Origin of the sequence: Rhodococcus sp. 852002-51564_SCH6189132-a (assembly GCF_001665495.1) — a bacterium.
GTDB lineage: Bacteria > Actinomycetota > Actinomycetes > Mycobacteriales > Mycobacteriaceae > Rhodococcus > Rhodococcus pyridinivorans.
This window is the reverse complement of record NZ_LZMJ01000061.1, coordinates 38,359-51,253: the sequence shown is the minus strand read 5'-3', so window position 1 is coordinate 51,253 and position 12,895 is coordinate 38,359. Positions and strand designations below refer to the sequence as shown.

Annotated in this window: 13 protein-coding genes; 7 read left to right on the top strand and 6 right to left on the bottom strand. The window is 66.5% G+C overall.

The genetic code is table 11. The features are described from left to right. Position 1: 1 nt before the first annotated feature. Positions 2–1,213, bottom strand: a complete 1,212-nt coding sequence (locus A5767_RS14615; RefSeq protein ID WP_064852575.1) for a cytochrome P450 — start codon at positions 1,211–1,213, stop codon at positions 2–4. Positions 1,214–1,378: 165 nt separating this feature from the next. On the opposite strand from A5767_RS14615, the gene A5767_RS14610 reads away from it, so the two are divergent. Continuing rightward, positions 1,379–2,302, top strand: coding sequence for an AraC family transcriptional regulator (locus A5767_RS14610; RefSeq protein WP_156665159.1), 924 nt, complete (start codon positions 1,379–1,381; stop codon positions 2,300–2,302). 77 nt (positions 2,303–2,379) lie between these two features. Here the strand turns inward: A5767_RS14610 and A5767_RS14605 are convergent, their stop codons facing one another. The 3 genes from A5767_RS14605 to A5767_RS14595 all read right to left on the bottom strand — a co-directional run bounded on the left by A5767_RS14605 (position 2,380) and on the right by A5767_RS14595 (position 5,179). Continuing rightward, on the bottom strand, positions 2,380–2,874 hold the full coding sequence (locus A5767_RS14605) for a hypothetical protein (RefSeq protein WP_024102360.1): 495 nt from the start codon (positions 2,872–2,874) through the stop codon (positions 2,380–2,382). Positions 2,875–2,964: 90 nt separating this feature from the next. After that, entirely contained in the window at positions 2,965–4,578 is a 1,614-nt protein-coding gene (locus A5767_RS14600) for a 4-hydroxyphenylacetate 3-hydroxylase family protein (RefSeq protein ID WP_006553161.1), read from the bottom strand. 34 nt (positions 4,579–4,612) lie between these two features. Continuing rightward, on the bottom strand, positions 4,613–5,179 hold the full coding sequence (locus A5767_RS14595) for a flavin reductase family protein (protein WP_019288825.1): 567 nt from the start codon (positions 5,177–5,179) through the stop codon (positions 4,613–4,615). A gap of 254 nt (positions 5,180–5,433) precedes the next feature. Here A5767_RS14595 and A5767_RS14590 point away from each other — a divergent pair, with 254 nt between their 5' ends. Next, positions 5,434–6,354 carry an AraC family transcriptional regulator gene (locus tag A5767_RS14590; RefSeq protein ID WP_064852574.1) on the top strand — a complete coding sequence of 307 codons (921 nt, stop codon included), beginning with the start codon at positions 5,434–5,436 and terminating at the stop codon, positions 6,352–6,354. A 10-nt stretch (positions 6,355–6,364) separates the two neighbouring features. Here the strand turns inward: A5767_RS14590 and A5767_RS14585 are convergent, their stop codons facing one another. Next, on the bottom strand, positions 6,365–7,162 hold the full coding sequence (locus tag A5767_RS14585; protein WP_064852573.1) for an IclR family transcriptional regulator domain-containing protein: 798 nt from the start codon (positions 7,160–7,162) through the stop codon (positions 6,365–6,367). A gap of 190 nt (positions 7,163–7,352) precedes the next feature. Here A5767_RS14585 and catA point away from each other — a divergent pair, with 190 nt between their 5' ends. The 5 genes from catA to A5767_RS14560 all read left to right on the top strand — a co-directional run bounded on the left by catA (position 7,353) and on the right by A5767_RS14560 (position 12,017). Beyond that, on the top strand, positions 7,353–8,204 hold the full coding sequence (gene catA, locus A5767_RS14580; protein WP_024102356.1) for a catechol 1,2-dioxygenase: 852 nt from the start codon (positions 7,353–7,355) through the stop codon (positions 8,202–8,204). A gap of 151 nt (positions 8,205–8,355) precedes the next feature. Then, the gene (locus A5767_RS14575; protein ID WP_006553166.1) at positions 8,356–9,483 is read left to right on the top strand and encodes a muconate/chloromuconate family cycloisomerase; all 1,128 of its coding nucleotides are present in this window, start codon (positions 8,356–8,358) and stop codon (positions 9,481–9,483) included. A 37-nt stretch (positions 9,484–9,520) separates the two neighbouring features. Then, positions 9,521–9,802, top strand: coding sequence for a muconolactone Delta-isomerase (gene catC / locus A5767_RS14570; protein ID WP_006553167.1), 282 nt, complete (start codon positions 9,521–9,523; stop codon positions 9,800–9,802). A 34-nt stretch (positions 9,803–9,836) separates the two neighbouring features. Further along, positions 9,837–10,973, top strand: coding sequence for an alkaline phosphatase family protein (locus A5767_RS14565; protein WP_064852572.1), 1,137 nt, complete (start codon positions 9,837–9,839; stop codon positions 10,971–10,973). Between the two features lie 75 nt (positions 10,974–11,048). Next, complete coding sequence (locus tag A5767_RS14560) at positions 11,049–12,017, top strand: alpha/beta hydrolase (RefSeq protein ID WP_006553169.1); 969 nt, start codon at positions 11,049–11,051, stop codon at positions 12,015–12,017. A 4-nt stretch (positions 12,018–12,021) separates the two neighbouring features. Here the strand turns inward: A5767_RS14560 and ygiD are convergent, their stop codons facing one another. Beyond that, entirely contained in the window at positions 12,022–12,864 is an 843-nt protein-coding gene (gene ygiD / locus A5767_RS14555; RefSeq protein WP_019288822.1) for a 4,5-DOPA dioxygenase extradiol, read from the bottom strand. Between the last annotated feature and the right edge of the window lie 31 nt (positions 12,865–12,895).

Genomic DNA, 12,895 nt, shown 5'->3' with positions numbered 1-12,895 from the left:
GTCAGATCTCCCACCGGGCGTGCAGGGTCTTCGGGCCGCGGAAACCCCAACCCCAGAATTCGACGTCCTCGGAAGTGTCCCGCTCGAGATTGGGGATGGTCTCGAGCAGTTCTTCGAGACCGATGCGGCTCACGTTGTTCGCGAAGTAGATTCCCGCGCAGGCATGCTTGCCGGCACCGAAGGCGAGGTGGGGGAGCGGCGGGCGGGTCAGGTCGTAGCGGCTGGGGGCGTCGAACACGTCGATGTCGTGGTTCGCCGACCCGTAGGACAGCATGACCACCGACCCTTCACTGATCTCGATTCCTGATACGACGGTGTCGCGCTTGGCGATACGTGCGGTGCCGGACCAGATCGGGGCGGTCCAGCGCATCCCTTCGGCGATCGCGCGGGGGATGAGTCCCGGTTCGTCCACCACGGCTTCGAACTGATCGGGGCGGGTGAACAGGCCTGCCAGGGTGGAACTCATGGCGTGTCCCGGTTCCTGCATGGCGCCGAGGAGGAAGACGTACAGCGTCGGGTAGATGTAGTCGCGGTCCCGCGTCTGCCCTTCGGGCATCCCGTCGTGCAGCCAGTGCGAGATGGCGCTGTCGTCGGGATGCTCGATCCAGTGGTCGATCAGCGGGTCGACGACGGAACGGATCTCCTCCTTGGCGCGGTCGCCCTCGTCGAAACGTTCCTGGTTCAGAAAGTTTCCGTCCTCGTCCATCGCTGCGTTGGTGAACGAATCCGACAGTTTGTGGAACCATTCGCGCAGTTTGTCCGAACTGACGTCCTTCAGTCCGAGGAGATCTCCGAGCGACCGCACACTCACCGGCTCGCAGAACTGGGCGACGAGATCGGCCCTGCCGTCGGACTCGAACGCCTCGACGTAGCGTCGTGCGATCGGGCGGACGAGATCCTCGATCCAGCGGTCCACCTCGGCGGGCTGGAGGGCGGGTTCGACCATCGACCGCAGGTCGCGGTGGATGTCGTCGTTGACGCCGATGATCGCGGGATGACCGAAGGTGCGGCCACCGGCGGGGGTGATGATGCCGTCGAAGTCGTCGCCGGCCGCGACCGCACGGCACGCTTCGGTCGTGGACGCTACGTAGGCACCGAGGACGGGCACGAAGGCGACCGGAGCTTCGGCGCGCAAGCGCTCGTAGACCGGGTACGGATTGCGCTCGAGTTCTTCCATGGTGATCTCGTCGAGCCACGAAAGGGTGCTGGTCATCGGTGTACCTCCGGGTCGGGAGCCGTCCGGCGACGGCCGGGCCGTTGTTGACGTGGCCAGGACCATACGAGTCGGCCGACGGGCCGGTCGATGCACATTGCGCGGTCCCTGGACGAATCACGCGACTATGTGATCCAGGTCTCGGAAGCGGTTAGTCTCGAAGGCGTGAGTGTGCCCGAGATCGAGGACTGGGACGACGCCTCGCGCGTCGTGGCGGACGTGTACTTCCCGCACCGATTGACGGACCTCGGAAAGGTGGATCGTCCTGAGCTCGAATTGGTCTCGGCCGATCTCGGGGGTGTCACGATCGGTCGGATGGGCTGGGGAGCGGACGTCGCGATCGAATGCGAGTATCCGGGCGCCTACGAGGTGAACATACCGCTGAGCGGGCGGCTCGAATCGCGGGGGCGCTCGGGCACCGTCGTCTCCGAACCCGGCTCGGCGACAGTCTTCCGCGCGGACACCCCGTCGCTCATCACACGGTGGGACGCCGAATGTTCGGTCCTCGGAATCAAGTTCGATCGAGAACATCTCGAACGCGAAGCGGACCGCATTCTCGGTGGTCCGTTGCGGTCGCGCCTCGAACTTCCCGACCGCCTCGATCTGCGGGGGTCAGTGCAGGAATGGCACCGTCTCGTGGCAGCGCTGAGCGAGCAGCTCGCCGGGCCGACCCGGGTGCTCACGAATCCTCTCGTGTCGGCCCAGCTCGGCGGTGCGGTCACCACGGCCTTCGTCCTGGCGGTCGCGCCGGCCGACGAAATGTCACCGGCACCCCGCCCGGGCATGGTCCGGCGGGTGTTGAATGCTCTGCAGGAGGATCCGGGTCGTGTCTGGACGGCAGCCGACATGGCGGAGATCGCCGGAACCAGTGTGCGCAGGTTGCAGGAGGCGTTCTCCGAGTACGTGGGCAGCAGTCCGTCCGCGTGTCTGCGCGACATCCGGCTCGATCGCGCCCACGCGGATCTTACTGCCGGGGGAATCACCGTGGCAGATGTGGCTTTCCGGTGGGGTTTCGGCCATCCGGGGCGTTTCGCCGCCGCCTTCAGGAAGCGGTACGGCGTCACCCCTACGGAAGTCCTGCGGGGCTGAACGCATGCGGATTCGGACGCACGTATGCGGGTGACGACCTCGTGGTCGTCACCCGCTCGCGCGTCCTCCCGGACGGCTCAGCCGAACCAGAGGATGGGTGTGGGCCGATCGAACGAAAGCTCAGGGTAGTCGTCGTCCGCGACCGGCGTCCGCAGCCGCCGCTCGACGTAGTCCAGACCGTTGCTGCGCATGTATTCGATGCAGGACACCGTGTACCCGACGGAGTCCGTGCGCGTACTGACGATGGGGCGGAACAGATTCGGGAAGCCGTGCACCGTCAGGGCATCGCGCTCGAGCGCGGCGCCGTCTCGGCCCTGCAGTGTGAGGCCGCCGTGCCCGTCTACGACGAACTTCGCTCGGCCGACGACGGTGCCGCCGATGAGGATCTCCCACCGATGGTCGATGTCGTCGTAGCGGACGGCGCTCGCGGTGCCGATCTCGTGGACCGCCAGCCGTAGTTCGTCGCGCAACCGGGCCGAGACCCGCTGGGAGGCGAAGGAGCGTCCGAGGACCACTGCGTCGAATTCCGGTGCAGGGGGATGGGACACGGAGGTCGAAGCGGTCGTGGTCATCTCGGACGCTCCTTCGCGGTGGGTGGATGTTGGGGGCCGCGCGCGGACGGGCAGGAGAACGGAGATCATCCGCCCGCGCGCGGGAGTCGGTTACTTGTAGAACGCGCTGACGTCGGAGTTGCCGATCAGGTCGGGCACGGTCCAGCCGTCGAGGTCGTACTCACTCATGAACTGCTCCGCGAAGCCCTTCATGGAGGCGACGTCACCGCGGCTCTCGGCGGCGAACAGCAGCTCGGCCTTGACGTTCTCGTGGTTGCCGGCATAGTTCCGTTCGTACAGTTCGTGGCGGCCACCGAACTCGGAGCCGATCGAATCCCACAGTGCCTTCATGACCTTCACGCGGTCGACCGCCTGGATGCCGTCGGAGCCGCGGACATACTTGTCGAGGTAAGGACGCACGTCCGGGTTCTTGAAGTCGGCGGCGGACGAGGGCAGGTAGATCAGGCCCGAGGCGACGTCCTGCTCGATGATCTCCTTGATGCGCGGGTAGCCCTGCATCGCGAACATGCGGTAGGTGAGGCCGTATTCGAGCTTGGGGATTACGGTGCCGTCGATCCACGGCTCCGGGTTGTTCACCATGGAGTCGGTGAGCGACCAGAACAGGTTGCGCCAGCCGATGACCTCACCGACACGGGTCTGCACGCCGCGGAATCCGCCGGCGCCGGTGGCGTCGAGAGCCTTCATGAGGAGACCGGCGATGAAGTCGAGTTTGACCGCGAGTCGCGTGCAGCCCTGCAGCGTGAAGCGCTGGAGGAAGCCGGAGCCGCCGAGGAAGTTGTTGATCTTCTCGACGTCCCCGTACATGAAGACGTTCTCCCAGGGCACGAGCACCTTGTCGAAGATGAAGATCGCGTCGTTCTCGTCCATCCGCGAGGAGATCGGGTAGTCGAACGGGGAGCCGACGATGTTCGCGTTCTGAGAGTAGGAGGCGCGCGAGATGAGCTTGATGCCGGGTGCGTCCATCGGCACCGTGCAGATCAGCGCGAATTCCTTCTTCTTGATCGGCAGACCGTAGTGAGCGATGAAGTTGTAGTTCGTGATGGCCGAGCCGGTCGCGACGACCTTGGCGCCGGAGACGATGAGGCCTGCGTCGGTCTCCTTCTCGACCTTCATGAACACGTCGCCGACCTGGTCCGGCGGTAGCTGACGGTCGACCGGCGGATTGATGATCGCGTGGTTCCAGTACAGGACCTTCTCCTGCGACTCGCGGTACCAGCGCTTCGCGTTGTCCTGGAAGGGCGAGTAGAACTCGTCGTTCGCGCCGAGCGTGCCGAGGAAGGACGCCTTGTAGTCGGGGCTGCGGCCCATCCAGCCGTAGGTCAGCCGTGCCCAGGTGGCGATGGCGTCGCGGTCGGCCCGCAGGTCGTCGGCGGACTTCGGGGTGCGGAAGAACGGCATGGTCACGCCGCCGTTGCCGGTGTCGGTGGGGGCGGTGAGGGTGTTGACGTGCTCACCGGTGTGGAGGGCGTCGTAGAGGCGCGCCGTCATCCGGATCGAGTTGCGGAAGGCCGGATGGTTGGTGAAGTCCTTGACTCGCTCACCGTGCAGGTAGATCTCGCGACCGTCGTCGATGGAGGCGATGTACTCGTCGCCGGTCATGGGGCGGGAGGCGAAGTTCTTCTGCTGGTTGGCCGGGGAGTCCGCGGCGACGTTCACCTTGGAACGATCGAGGGTCTCCGAGGGCCGGGGTTCGGTGGTGGTCATGGGATTTCTCCTTGTCCGGGGGAGTGGAAGATGTTCAGGCGTGGGCTGCGGCGAGGTGGAACGGCACGAAGCGGGTCTGCGAGTCGAACCATCCGCTGTGCGGATCGTCGAGCGAGCCGTTCCACGCGGTGGACGTGCTCGGGGCGCCGAGATCATGGAAAGTGCTGCGGTAGAACAGGAGCGGGTCGACCGTCTCGTCGAAGGTGGCGTCGACGATCTCGCCGATGTAGATGATGTGGTCGCCGCCGTCGTATTCGCGCCAGGGCGTGCACGACAGTGTCGCGGCGGTGCCGGCGAGGATCGGGGCGGTGGGGCCCTGCTCCCAGACCGGCTCGGGCGACTGGGGGCGTCCTGCGAAGTGCAGTGCAGTGTCGAGCTGGTTTGCGGCGAGGATGTTGACCGCGAACGGCGCGTCGGACAGGAACCGGCAGGCCTTGGAGGTGCGGGTCAGGGTGACCTGGCACAGGCGGGGCTCGAGCGAGACGGCGGTGAAGGCGGTGACGGTCGCGCCGTGGGGCTCTCCGTCGCTGTTCGCGCAGGTGATGACGGTGACGCCGCTGGCGAACTGTCCGAAGATATTGCGGAGTGTGCGCTGATCCATGTCTGCGTCCTCCTGTCCGGTGCGGGTTGTGGTGGACTTCGATTCGATGTGACACAGACCATATGGACGTCGTGGAACTTGTGCGATCCAGTGAGCGCGGTCACTATCCACCTAGCGCGGTGAGTGGGCCGAAGGGCCCTGTTTGCCTGGGGCCGTGTTCCGCATCACACTGGATCGCACGCGCTCGAACCACACGGATGCGCAGGTCGGAGCGCCGACGACGAGCTGGAAACGAAGGTGAGGGGCCGATGGCAATGGAGCCGACTTCGGGGCCGGTCGATTGGGAAGGGGTGGAAGAGGCTGTCTCGAATGCCTATTTCGAGCACGAACTGACGCCGCTCGACGACGTCGCGCCCTCGCTCCGGCTCCGCACACTGCCGCTCGGGCCGATCCGTCTCACGCGCATCGGCTGGGGAGCGGCGGTGTCGATCCGCAGCGAACATCCCGGGGCGTACGCGGTGAACATTCCGATCGCCGGTCGGATCGCCGCCGGCAACGGGTTGGTGTCGGAGGTCGGGCACGCCGCCGTCTTCCGTCCCGACACCGCAGCTCCGGAACAGAAGTGGACGAACGACTGCGAGATCGTCGGGATCAAGCTCGAACGCGACTATCTACAGCGCGAGATGTGGCGCATCCTCGCCCGTCCCGACCTGCAGCTCCCGAATCGGGTGGATCTGACGACGCAGGCGGGCCAGAGCTGGATGACGCTGTTGCGCTCGGTCGTGGAACAGCTCAAGATGGACGAATCGCTCTGGCGGAATCCGCTTGTCTCGGAGCAGTTGTCGGGTGCTCTGACGACCTCGTTCATCCTCGCGGTCATGCCGGAGGACGCGGATCCGACCGGCGGGGCGCGCCCGCGCATCATCAAGCGTGTCCTCGACCGGTTGCACGAGGATCCCGCCTCGGCGTGGACCACCGCCGAGATGGCCGAGGTGGCCGGGGTCAGCGTGCGGCGCCTGCAGGAGGGGTTCCGCGAATATCTCGGGGTGTGCCCGCGCGACTATCTGCTCGACCTGCGCCTCGAGCGCATCCACGAGGAACTCGCGGTGGGCGATGCGGCGGAACTGTCGGTCACCGATGTGGCTCTGAAGTGGGGTATCACCCATACCGGCCGGTTCGCGGCGGCCTACAAGCGTAAGTATGGGGTGGCACCGTCGGTCACGCTGCGTGGGTGATCGAGGGCCGTCAGTCGTGGTGGTAGCCGAGCTCGCTGCTGAGCCTTTCGGCGCAGTTCACGACCCTTTTCGTAGCGAGATCGCAGAACGAGTCGAGGGTGTGCCGACCGGTCGACGTCGAGCACGCGAGCACTCCCACGGCATAGCCGGAGGGGTCGAAGACGGGAGCGGCGATCGTGATGAGCCCTTCCTCGAGTTCGGCGGAGGTGATCGCGTAGCCGCGGTTGCGCACGTGGGCCAGTTCGGCACGCAGGTCGTCGGGGTTGTCGATCGTCGCGCTCGTGAATCGTACGAACTCGGTTTCCTCGAGCACGCGATCGACGATGTCGCGTGGTGACCAGGCCAGCAGCGCCCGACCCATCGACGTCGCGTAGGCGGGGACGCGGGTGCCGACGGAGACGTTGATGCTCATGATCCGGCGGACCGGGACGCGTGCGGCGTAGACGACCTCGGTGCCGTCGAGTACGCCGAGGGATGCGGATTCGTTGGCGTGCTCGGCGATCTCGACGAGTTTCGGCAATGCCGAGTCCACGAGAGTGTGGGATTCGGTGTAGTGCCGGCCGATACTGAGCACGCGTGGAGTGAGCGACCATCTCGTGCCGTGCGAGGTGACGTAGCCGAGTTTCTGCAGGGTCAGCAGGATCCGGCGGACCGCGGGTCGCGACAGGTCGGTCTTGGCGGCCAGCTCGGCCAGGCTGGGGTTCGGGTCCTTGTCGTCGAAGGCGTGCAATACCGCGAAACCACGTTCGATGCTCTGGATGAAGTCTCGATCGTTGCTAGGGCCATTACCTAGGTCGATGCTCGGCATCCTGCCTCCTACCTGCGTACTTGTTGATACTGCCCGATCCGGTGTTGACAAGCTGTGTGACACCACGCACAGTATGTGATGTACGCACTGCGATACACAAGTACGCACAGCGTACTGACCGGTGATCACCGCAGCCCCTGTGTCGCACCGGCCCCACACTTCCGATAGTTCAGTCCCCACGAGGAGAGCCATGACCACCATGGAGAACCCCACCGCCCACGGGTCCGGCAACGCTGCGACCGACAAGTTCAAGTCCGAGCGGGTCACGTCCGACACCTCGGTCGAGCGTGCGTCGGCGATCTACCAGGACGTGATCGGGGCTTTCGCCGACATCATCCAGAAGCACCAGGTGACCTACGACGAGTACCGGGTGCTCAAGCAGTGGCTCATCGACGTGGGTGAATACGGCGAGTGGCCGCTGTGGCTGGACGTCTTCCTCGAGCACGAGATCGAGAAGGTGCACTACAACCGCAAGGGCTTCACCGGCACCAAGGGCTCCATCGAAGGCCCCTACTACGTCCCGGACAGCCCGAAGCTCCCGGCCAAGTGCACGATGCCGATGCGCGAGAAGGACAAGGTCGCGCCGCCGCTGGTCTTCAAGGGCCAGGTCACCGACCTCGAGGGCAACGGCCTGCATGGCGCCACCGTCGAGCTGTGGCACGCCGACGAAGAGGGCTTCTACTCGCAGTTCGCCCCCGGTATCCCCGAGTGGAACCTGCGCGGCACCGTCGAGGTCGACGAGAACGGCAACTTCGAGATCACCACGCTCAAGCCGGCTCCCTACAAGATCCCGGCCGACGGACCGACCGGCTGGTTCATCAACTCCTACGGCGGACACCCCTGGCGTCCGGCCCACCTGCACCTCATGGTGAAGGCTCCCGGCAAGCGCGCCATCACCACCCAGCTGTACTTCAAGGGCGGCGAGTGGGTCGAGGACGACGTCGCCACGGCCGTCAAGCCCGAGCTCATCCTGGATCCGCAGCCCAACGCCGACGGCATCGACGAAGTGACCTACAACTTCGTACTCGACCCCGAAGCGTGATCCGCACCGCGGAAACCGCCCGATCCGGCCCCCGCGCGCGAGTCGGTTCTGCGTAACGAATGCCGGTGCCCCACTGGGGTACCGGCATTCGTGCTGAATGCAGGGTCGACGTATTCCCCGTCACACCCCGATCCGATTGTGAGCAATTCCGATGTCCGACCCCGATCTGAAGATCGCCTCCGTCACCACGACGATCATCGATGTACCGCTGATCCGACCCCACAAGTTCGCCACCACCACCGCCGAAGCGCAGCCGATCCTGCTCGTCGCGGTGACCACCGAGGGCGGCGTCACCGGTTACGGTGAAGGCGTCGTGCCGGGCGGGCCGTGGTGGGGCGGCGAATCGGTCGAGACGATGCAGCAGATCGTCGATCGCTACATCGGGCCCTACATCATCGGACGCGGAGTCGACGAGATCAGTGGCGTCATGGTCGATATCGAGCGCATCGTCGCCAACGCGCGATTCGCGAAGGCCGCCGTCGACGTCGCGATGCACGACGCGTGGGGACGCGCGCTGGGTGTGCCGGTCGCGTCGCTGCTCGGCGGTGCCTTCCGGACCGGCGTCGACGTGCGGTGGGCGCTCGGCGCCGCGCCGCTCGAAGAGATCGTCGAGGAGGTCACCCACAAGCGTGAGCAGCGCCTGAACTACTCCTTCAAGCTCAAGATGGGTGCGCTCGACCCGGCAGTCGACACCGATCGTGTCGTCAAGATCGTCGAGGCGTTCGGCGGCGAGGTCGGATTCAGCATCGACGTCAACGCCCGCTGGGACCGTTTCACCGCGCTGCGCCACGTCCCGCAGCTCGTCGACGGTGGAGTCGAGCTCATCGAACAGCCCACTCCCGCAGATCAACTCGACGTGCTCGCCGAGATCAACCGACGCGTCTCGGCGCCGGTGATGGCCGACGAGTCCGTGCAGACCCCGCACGACGCGTACGAGGTGGCCAAGCTCGGCGCCGCCGACGTCGTCGCGCTCAAGACCACCAAGTGCGGCGGACTGCAGCGCAGCAAGCAGGTCGTCGCCGTCGCGAAGGCGGCCGGCCTGCGGTGCCACGGTGCGACCTCCATCGAAGGCCCCATCGGGACCGCCGCGTCCGTCCACTTCGCCTGCGCCGAACCGGGGATCGACTACGGCACCGAACTGTTCGGTCCGCAGTTGTTCGCCGTCGAACTGCTGCAGGAGCCGCTCGACTACTCCGAGGGCCAGGTGCACCTGCCCGAGGGGCCGGGACTCGGCGTCGAACTCGACATGGACGTCGTGAAGAAGTACGCGCGTTCCTGATTCGCGCTCTCGTCAGAACAGAAGAAGGAGAAACATCATGGCACTGTTCCACGTTCGGATGGACGTCGACATCCCCCGCGATCTGGACCCCGACGTGCGCGCCGAGACCGTCGCGAAGGAGAAGGCCTACAGCCAGGATCTCCAGCGCCAGGGCAAGTGGCGGGAGATCTGGCGGATCGTCGGCCAGTACAGCAACATCTCGATCTTCGACGTCGAGTCGGCCGACGAATTGCACGAGATCCTGTGGAACCTGCCGTTGTTCCCCTACATGAACATCGAGGTCATGCCGCTGACGAAGCACGGCTCCGACATCAAGTGACCCTCGGCGCAGGCGAGTGGCTCATACTCGGGTTATGAGCCTGCCACTGCGCGACGTCTACGCCGAGCCGACCCTCGCCGACCTGATGCCTTCGGTGCTCTCGTCCGCGGGGGTCGCCGGTGAGACCAACCGACTCGATCTCACTCCCGTCGATCACACCGTCGTCCTACTCGTCGACGGGATGGGATGGGAGCTGCTGCAGCGCAACGCGAAAGCCGCTCCGTACCTGACGCAGGTGCCGGGGAGACCGATGCGTGCCGGCTTCCCGACGACCACCGCCGTCAGCCTCGCTTCCCTCGGGACGGGGCTGCCGTCCGGCCTCCACGGCATCACCGGTTACCAGTCGTACGTCGACGAGATCGAGGCCCCGGTCAACTGGCTCCGCTGGACCCTCGCCGGAACCGCGATCGACCAGCGCGACGATCTTGTACCCGAGACCGTGCAGCCCCACCCGACGGTGTTCGAACGCGGCCGCGAGGCGGGCCTGACCGTCACCACCGTCGTGCCGAATGCCTTCGAGGGCAGCGGCCTCACCCGGGCCGTGCTGCGCGGCGGCAACTTCGTCGGGGTCTCCGCCTACGGCGATCTGCTCGCCCAGGTCGTCGCCGCGGTGAGCGCCGGCGACCGCAGCCTCGTCTACTGCTACATCGGCGAGGTCGACACCCTCGGACACGTCTACGGACCGGAGTCCGCGGCGTGGCTCGCGCAACTCACGGTGGTCGATCGTTTCGTCGAGCAACTCGCCGACGCGCTGCCGACCGGCACCCGCCTGCTCGTCACCGCCGATCACGGCATGGTCGACGCCTCGCGGGGTCGCCGCATCGACTTCGACCACACCCCGGGTCTCGGTGAGGACGTCACCGTCATCGCCGGGGAACCGCGGTGCCGCCACATCTACACCTACCACGTCGACCGGGTCCTCGAACGCTGGCGCAACGAACTCGGCGACCACGCGTGGGTCGGCACCCGCGACGACGCGTTCGCGGCGTGCCTGTTCGGATCCGATCCCGATCCGGCGCTGGCCAAACGGATCGGCGACATCGTGGCCGTCGGACGCGGCGAATCGACGGTGATCCGCAGCGACGGCGAGCAGGTCATGTCGAACCTTCCCGGGCAGCACGGGGCGTTGACCGACGAGGAACTGCTCGTGCCGCTGCTGCGGATCGGGTGACGCGTTCGAGGTCCGGGGCCGCCGGGTGTCGGAACTCTCGATGCCCGAGACGTATCGGTCACATAGTGTGTGCACATGCGTACCGATGCGGTGACCTGGCACGACCGCAGCAGTAGGGTCGCGCTGATCCTCCTGTGGGTGGTCCGGATCCTCTTCAAGCCGATTCTGAGTCTCTGGCCGAGCAACGACTTCGGCATCGCCGTGCTCGGCCGGCTGTCGTGGGTGGTCGACAGGATCACGCCCACGCCGCGCGCCGTGCACGTCACGCAGACCGAACTCGGCGGAGTGCCCGGTGAGCGGATCATCTCCCCGAAGCCGGTCGACGATCCGCTCGACGACGCCACCATCCTCTACTTCCACGGCGGCGGCTTCATCTTCTGCGGCCCGTCCACCCACCGTCAGCTGTGCGTGCAGCTCGCGCTCGATTCCGGTGCCCCGGTGTACTCGATGGACTACCGGCAGGTGCCCGCGGTGCCGATCGCAGGTTCGGTGCAGGACGCGATGAACGCGTACACCGCTCTGCTCGAGGTGGCCGACGATCCCACGCGCATCGTCGTCGGCGGCGACTCGGCCGGCGGTTATCTCGCGGCGAAGGTCGCCGAACTCGCCGCGCGTCGCGGCATCCAGCGACCGGCCGCGGTGATCGGGTACTCGCCGCTGCTCAACCTCGACCTAGACAAGCACGACCCGAAGTACATGGCGAGGGACGCCTACCTGCCCATCAAGGCACTCGGGAAGATCAGTCCGCGCTGGTTCGCCGGGGAAGAGGCGATCGAGGGCGAGACGAACCCTGTCGACGCCGATCCGGCGCTGTTCCCTCCCATGTTCATGTGCGCCGCCGAATACGAGCTGACCAGGCCGGACGTGGAGATCATGACCGAACGACTCGCGTCGGCGGGACGCACCGTGGAGACACATCTGTGGCGCGGGCAGATCCACGCGTGGCCGGTCCTGGCCCGCGCGATCCCCGAAGCCATGGAACTGATCGGGCTCAGCACCCGGTTCGCGCGACGCGCGATCGTCGCAGTGGACGACGCCGCCTGAACGCTCACAGGTTGGTGTCGGGCGGCTCCGGGCTCTCGGGCAGTCCGGCGCCGTGGCCGTCCCCGTCGCGCGGCGGACAGTTCCCGCCGACGGCGTAGGACGTCATCGACAGCGATCCGTATTCGACACCGTCGACGAGGGTCTCCGGTTGCTCCCCGGACTCGGCGGCCAGACCCGCGACGTACAGCAACGGCAGGAAATGATCGGGGGTCGGCACCGCGTGGCGGTAATCGGGGTGCTCACCCAGCGCCGCGGCGTCACCGGGACGGTCGCGCAGAACGGCGAAGGCATCCTCGTCGAATCGGTGCGCCCAGTCGAACCCCGCGCCCGGGCGTCGCGGATCCATCGTGCCGAGGTTGTGGACGACGTTGCCGCTCGCGACGATCAACACCCCGCGATCGCGGAGTCCGGCGAGACGGGCTCCGAGTTCGACGTGATAGTCGAGCGGCTTGTAGGCGTTGAGGCTGAGCTGCACCACCGGGACATCCGCCTCCGGGAAGGCGTGGGTGAGCACCGACCAGGTGCCGTGGTCGATACCCCACGAGTCGACGTCGGCACCCACCCACGTCGGGTGGACGAGGTCGGCGATCTCCTCCGCCAGTTCCGGAGCACCGGGCGCCGGATACTCGACGTCGAACAACTCCTGCGGGAACCCGAAGAAGTCGTGGATCGTGCGCGGCGACCGCATCGCGGTCACCGCGGTGGCGTTGATGAACCAGTGGGCGGAGATCGCCAGGATCGCGCGGGGCGTCGGCACGGATCGCCCGAACGCCGCCCAGGCCTGCGTGTACCGATTCGATTCGAGCGCGTTGAGCGGACTGCCGTGGCCGACGAACGCGACCGGCATGCGTGACGACACGCCCTCTCCTTCCGGTTGT